Genomic DNA, 4606 nt, shown 5'->3' on the forward strand with positions numbered 1-4606 from the left:
AATCCATTCGTACCTGAACACTCGGGCGGGAAACGCGAACCGCGGCATGGCAGATTACCTGGACCCGTCCGCCCCGACGACCGCAAAGAAACTGAAAGCCGCCGGATACGCGACCGCTCATTTCGGCAAATGGCACATGGGAGGCGGTCGTGACGTCGACGACGCACCTCTGCCTCAGGCGTATGGATTCGACGAGTCCCTGGTTTCATTCGAAGGCCTTGGCGATCGCATCATCGAAAACAACCCAAACGCCATCGAACGGGCGCGTGCCCTGGGGCGCGGAAAGATCATTCCTTGTGAGCGTTGGGAGAGGATGCAGATCCAGACCGATCGTACGATCGATTTCATCCGGCGTCACCACGACCGTCCGTTCTACGTCAGGCTGTTCCCCAACGACGTTCACGACGCGCACGTGCCGCTTCCCGGCAGTGCCGACAAGTTCAAGTCTGTTTCCGACGATCCCTATGTCCGTGATTTTTTCGCAGTGTTGGAGGCGATGGACGAACACATTGGGCGAGTCGTCGCCGCGATTGATGAACTGAATCTCGGCAACAAGACGCTGATTCTGTTTACCAGCGACAACGGTCCCACCGACTGGCCGCGCAAATACAAGACCGGTCCACCGGCAGGTTTCACAGGCCCCTATCGAGGTCGGAAGTGGTCACTGTTCGAAGGCGGCATCCGCATGCCCTTCATCGCTCGCTGGACGGGAACGATCCCGGCCGGCATCGAAGACACCACCAGCGTCGTCGCCGCGATTGATCTTTCACCGACCCTCTGTCGATTCGCCGGCGTTCCGGTCGAGAATCACCTCGATGGTCTCGACCGTGGTGACGTTCTTCTGGGCCATCCCGCCCCTCGCGGCAAACCAGTGTTCTGGCAATACGGCCATCCGCACGCCATTCTCAAAGGCGGCAAACCGGAACACCAAAGCCCCACGTTCGCGATGCGCGACGGTCGCTGGAAATTCCTGGTCAATCCCGATGGCAGTGAAGCCCAACTCTTCGATCTCGAAGCGGATGAAGGCGAGACGACCAATCTTCTCTCTGTGCAACCGAAGCGGGCCGCAGCGATGGCCCGCCAGATCGCGGCCTGGGCCGACGACGTCGGCTTTGCATTCGATGACCAGGCTCCCCTCACCGCCCCCGTGCCCACGATCGCAATCCTCGCCAGCAATCAACTGCTTCGATTCGTCAGCCATGGCGTCAAAGACGATTCCGGTTCGCTCCAGTTGGATGGAAAGTCATGGCTCGACCTGCCGGCGTTTCGTGCGCCGAAGGTGGCGGGAGGCCGATCACTTCAGATCAAGGGGACCATTCACTCCCGTTCTCCCTCGGGGGTGATCTTTGCTCACGGCGACAGTCGAGCCGGCTACAGCGTCTACCTCGATGAAGGACATCTGTGCTTTGCCGCCTGCGTTGGCGAAGAACGCACCGAGGTCCGTTCCTCTGCCGCGATCGCCGGTCCGACCCCATTCGAAGCGAACTGGAATCCCAAGGGTGAGATGTTCCTGAAAGTGAATGGCAAGCTCGTCGGAAAGGCGGAAGCAGGCATCCTCCCGCGCGAACCCGGCGACTCCATTCAAATCGGTGCGGATCTGGCTCAGCCCGTCGGGACCTACACCGCCCCGAACCACTACACCGGCACCATTGAAAACCTCACGTTCAAATATCCGAACGGAACCTGACGATCCTGAGTTCCAGGCCCGAAACAAAGCCGTCGTCGACGCTGGCAAGGCCATCAAGAGCTACGAGCGCAAAGCCGCGCCGAATCTCGAGAAGCTCGAAGCCGCTTCTAAAGCTTTTCTCGACTCCCGCAAATCACCTGACGCACGGTGAAGCCAACTAAGGTCTAATCCGTCATGAACCACCGAATCTTCCTGCGTCGCACGGCCGTCGCTGCTGCTGCGACAACGCCACTTCGGTACGCACAAGTTGCCGTCGGGCAACCGCAGCTACTTCAGAAATCAACATTCCGGCAAAGGGCATTCATGGACATGTTGCGTTCTGCCCACCTTCGCTCTGCTGAGCGGTTGCTGTCTCAGATCGTGACACCCACCTACTGGCTTTGTTCGGATCCGCGTAATTCGTGTCCGGGAACGACAGAGATGGCAGGGAAATCGCGGGCAGAAAAAGGGGGAGGCGGAAGGAGGGCCGGCAAGAAAATGGTTGACAAGAAAATGGAGTGCGGGAAATGAACTGACCTGATTCATTGCGGCGGTCTCCGACCTGGATTCTTTGTTCTCAACGATCCTCTCCTATTTTCCTGTCATCCATTTTCTTGTCTTACTTTCCTTTAAAACCCCTTTCCCCTCTTTTCGTTTCGTCTTCCGTGACGGCTGTGGGTAGAGCCCCCAATGGATAAACATGCCAAATCGGGCATCCCGCCACCATTTCATGTGATCTTCGGCCGTTGGCGTCTGAGCCGACGCAATGCCCAACAGTGTCATGGCACAAAGACATGCCAACAGAGTAAATGATTTTATCTTCATGATTTGTCCTTCGTTTCGATGACTCTTTATCGCGTCCGGCCTCAGGCTGTTTCGCGTTCGCATCACAGCGATTTCCGATGCGTCCAGCCGTTCGATCCCCAACGCCAGGGCTCCCACATCGCTTTGACCGACTGCCATTGTTGCATCCGACGCTGCGATCGCCTATCGCGGAATCGTAAGTTTCATTGCACGCCGGAGTATTGTTGGACGTTCATGCGTTGCTCCCACGCGACAAGTTCCCCCGTCAAGCGTTTCACAATGTCGCCGTTGGACTCCGACACGTCGTTCTGTTCAGATTCATCTTGGGCGATGTTGTACAGACTGACTTTGCCGCTTCGATAAGCCAGCATCTTCCAGTCGCCATCGCGAACCGAAGCGTAAAGGTCTTGGTAGGCGCGGTAGCCGAACAATGGCTCGCCACGATCAGGAAGTGGTTCGCCACGAATCGCCGGCAGCAGCGAAATGCCATCCAGGTCGCTGAATGCCGATGAGTCTCCGCCCGCCATCTCCACGAACGTTGCGAACAGGTCGGTCGATTGAACCAAGCCGTCACATCGCGTGCCGGGCTTGGTGACGCCAGACCAATGTATGATCAGTGGCACCCGGGCGCCGCCCTCGCATAGCGTGTCGACACGCTTGCTGCCGCGGAGCGGTAAATTCTGATACCAGCTTCCCTGATCGGACAAGAAAACGATCACCGTGTCGTCTGCGATGCCCTTGGTCGCGAGTGCATGGCGGATGCGACCGACGGATTCGTCCACGGCCTTGACTTGAGCGGCGTAGATGGCGTCGGTGTCGTCGTAGCCCTTTGCCTTGAAATGATCGAACAAATCTGGTCGAGGAACGGGCGGTCGATGCACGTTGTAGTACCACATCGAAAGCATGAACGGTTGATCGCCCTCGTAGCCCTCGATCGTGTCGACACAGCGGTCGGTGAGAACGTCCTTCAGATAGTCGTTCTTGACATCCGACAATACGTCAGAGTTCTTGAAGAACGGAGCCAGGTACGACTTGGGATGGCCGAAGTTGGAAGTGCCGAATTGAACGTCGAACCCCTGTTTGTCCGGGTGGTACGGTTCGTGGCCGAGGTGCCACTTGCCGATGAACGTGTTGTGATAACCAAGGTCACCGAGCGCCTCGGCATACGTCGTGTGCTCAAGCGGCAACCAGTTTCGACACGGGAATTGGGCGGGGTCACCGTCCCATTGATTGAATTCCTGATCGGTTCGCCCCCACTTGTCGAAACCGTTTGTGGTTCCGGTGGGAATGTGGCGAACAATTTGCAAGCGAGCCGGGTGTTTTCCCGTCAGCAACGTCGCCCGGCTCGGACTGCAGGTGGGGCTGGCGATGTAGGCACGCGTGAAATCGACACCTTCGCCGGCAAGCCGGTCAATGTTCGGCGTCTCAAACTTCGCGTTGCGATACCCGAGGTCGTACCAGCCGAGGTCATCGACAAACAGCAGCACGATGTTCGGCTTGTCTGTTTCGGCCTGTAGTGAGACTGGGGTGAAGCACAGCAGGCAAACAAGAATGGCTTTCCGCGTCGCGTGTTCAGACATGGTGTTGATTGGGGCTTGCTTGTGTGTTAGTTGTCGATCTGTTCCGAAGCTCCGTGGTCGGACTTCCGTTGCCTCAAGGCAGCTGCCCCTTTGCCACGCGAGATATCTACCTCCGTCAGGATCGGCTTATCAGTGTATTACTTGAAGCCTTCCAACGTCACATTTTCGATGATGACATCGTCATGATCGACGGAGTGGGTGTCCCAGATAGTGCCATCCACCTACGGGCTTTGCTCGGATGCGGGTAATTCGTGTCCGGGAACGACAGAGATGGCAGGAAAACCGCTGGCAGAAAAATGGGAGTCGGGAAGAGGGGCGACAAGAAAATGGTTGACAAGAAAATGGAGTGCGGGAAATGAACTGACCTGATCCATTTCGCCGGTCGCAGACATGGAATCCAGGCCCTCAACGATCCTCCCAGATTTTCCTGTCATCCATTTTCTTGTCTCACTTTCGGTCCCATAAAAACCCCTTTCCCTTTTTTCTATTTGAGCTTCGTCTTGGCAAGGATGGTGTTGAGAAACACTCTTCGGATCGCATCGTATCCGCGATCATT

At 57.0% G+C, this 4606-nt stretch carries 3 protein-coding genes; 1 reads left to right on the forward strand and 2 read right to left on the reverse strand.

The annotated features are described in order from the left end of the window. The coding region (locus ABX749_RS22960) for a sulfatase-like hydrolase/transferase (RefSeq protein WP_372898041.1) at positions 1–1687 on the forward strand (1687 nt) is incomplete at its 5' end. 570 nt (positions 1688–2257) lie between these two features. Here the strand turns inward: ABX749_RS22960 and ABX749_RS22965 are convergent. Together ABX749_RS22965 and ABX749_RS22970 are read right to left on the reverse strand one after the other, a co-directional pair. Then, positions 2258–2629, reverse strand: coding sequence for an alpha-L-fucosidase (locus tag ABX749_RS22965; RefSeq protein ID WP_372898043.1), 372 nt, complete (start codon positions 2627–2629; stop codon positions 2258–2260). A gap of 44 nt (positions 2630–2673) precedes the next feature. Next, entirely contained in the window at positions 2674–4050 is a 1377-nt protein-coding gene (locus tag ABX749_RS22970; protein ID WP_372898044.1) for a sulfatase, read from the reverse strand. Between the last annotated feature and the right edge of the window lie 556 nt (positions 4051–4606).

It is taken from the genome of Stieleria sp., from assembly GCF_041595215.1.
In the GTDB taxonomy this organism is placed as follows: domain Bacteria; phylum Planctomycetota; class Planctomycetia; order Pirellulales; family Pirellulaceae; genus Stieleria; species Stieleria magnilauensis.